This window comes from Thalassospira sp. UBA1131, assembly GCF_002311515.1.
GTDB lineage: Bacteria > Pseudomonadota > Alphaproteobacteria > Rhodospirillales > Thalassospiraceae > Thalassospira.
Window position 1 is genome coordinate 3,373 of record NZ_DCAO01000074.1, and the last position, 1,592, is coordinate 4,964.

General features: G+C 57.4%; 2 protein-coding genes and 1 pseudogene. All 3 read right to left on the reverse strand.

Annotated elements, in window-relative coordinates:
- Positions 1-167 (reverse strand): annotated as a pseudogene (locus B3Z49_RS11800) (tRNA (guanosine(37)-N1)-methyltransferase TrmD); the annotation flags it as partial.
- Between the two features lie 3 nt (positions 168-170).
- On the reverse strand, positions 171-845 hold the full coding sequence (gene rimM, locus B3Z49_RS11805; protein WP_008889814.1) for a ribosome maturation factor RimM: 675 nt from the start codon (positions 843-845) through the stop codon (positions 171-173).
- 47 nt (positions 846-892) lie between these two features.
- On the reverse strand, positions 893-1,306 hold the full coding sequence (gene rpsP, locus B3Z49_RS11810; protein ID WP_008889815.1) for a 30S ribosomal protein S16: 414 nt from the start codon (positions 1,304-1,306) through the stop codon (positions 893-895).
- Positions 1,307-1,592: the final 286 nt, after the last annotated feature.

Genomic DNA, 1,592 nt, shown 5'->3' on the forward strand with positions numbered 1-1,592 from the left:
GGATTGTCGTCTACAGTGCGGTGGCGGTCGGTTGCATGATCGCGGATGTCTTTGACATCAAGCGACCAGATCCCGTTTTCAAGCGCCTTGCCAGCCAAAGACTGACCAAGCACACCCGGAAACATTTCCGGGAACAGGGTTGCAACTTTTGCCTGCCACACAGACATCGATCAGGCCTCCTTCCCGCTGCCGGTCGCGGTTTCCGCGCCTACTGCATCTGCAGCAACGGCATCAGAATCGCGGTCGGCCTGAGAGTCCTTGCGGGGTTTGTTCGGACGACGGTTGCGATTACCGGGTCCGTCCTCATCCTGCAGTAGCCCCTCGGGCGGATTTACCACCATCTTGCGTTCCGAAAGAATGACCTCGGGCACGACTTCCTTGGTGAAGGGAAGAACAACAACCTTGTTCTTGGCTTCTTCGAGCGCGACTTCGATTACGTCGCCAGCGCCAAAATCAGCCACACCCCGTACGGTGCCAAAAACCGAACCATCAATGTGGAACGCTTTCAGGCCGACAAGGTCAGCAAGGTAGAATTCATCTTCTTCAACCGTGTCAGGCAGTGCAGCACGCGGTACATGGAGCTTGGTGCCCCGCAGCCGTTCGGCAGCGTCCCGGTCGTCCACACCTTCGATCTTGGCGATCAGCTGGTCGCGGACATGTCCGACAGGAGACAGCTTGTATTTCACGCGTCCCTTGGCGTCGAACAACGGGCCGTAACCGACAAGGTTATCCGGATCGACGGTATAGCTTTTGACGCGCACGGCACCACGCACCCCGTGCGGGGCGGTGATCATGCCGACGCAGACATAAGCTTCGTCGTTTTTGGATTTGCGGGTATCAGCCATTTCGGTTCACAAGTTTCCGGTATCTGATCAAAGCGTGCGTTCAGCGATTACTCGCCTGCAGCTTCTTCTTCAGCAGGTGCTGCTGCTTCGGCAGCGGCTTCCGCAGCAGCGGCAGCAGCAGCTTCGGCTTTCTCAGCTTTCTCACGAAGACGTTCCTGAGCTTTCGCTTTCGGAGCAGACTTCTGCGGCTGTTCGGTCGGTTTGAACGCGTCAGCCAGGCCAGCTTTGCCCAGGAAACGTGCAACACGATCGGTCGGCTGTGCGCCAACGGACAGCCAGTATTTGATGCGCTCTTCTTTGAAGGTTACGCGGTTGTCAGCATCCTTCGGGAGCATCGGGTCGTAGGTACCGACGCGCTCGATGAAGCTGCCGTCACGCGGGGCACGAACGTCAGCAACTACGATACGGTAGTACGGACGCTTCTTGGCACCGCCACGGGAAAGACGAATCTTGACAGCCATTCGGATAAGTTCCTTTCAGCTTGGGTTTGTAGTCTTCTAAATCATGACCCCGAGGGGCCTATTCACTTGGTCTTTGATCCGGCTTTGTGGGCCGGTTTTGGTTCCTAAGAGGAATTCTTGAAGAACCCATTTCAGAACCGGGGGCTTGGCTATTTCTTTTTGCCGAACCCCGGGAATCCCGGAGGCAAGCCACCGCCGCCTCCCAATCCCGGCAACCCGGGCGGCAAACCGCCCCCGCCACCGGTAAATCCTTTTGGCAAGTTGTTGAGGTCGGGCATATCGCCGC

Excerpts from the sequence above, each read along its gene's own strand:
- rimM (WP_008889814.1), bottom strand. The coding sequence starts at position 845 with ATGGCTGATACCCGCAAATCCAAAAACGACGAAGCTTATGTCTGCGTC.
- rpsP (WP_008889815.1), bottom strand. The coding sequence starts at position 1,306 with ATGGCTGTCAAGATTCGTCTTTCCCGTGGCGGTGCCAAGAAGCGTCCG.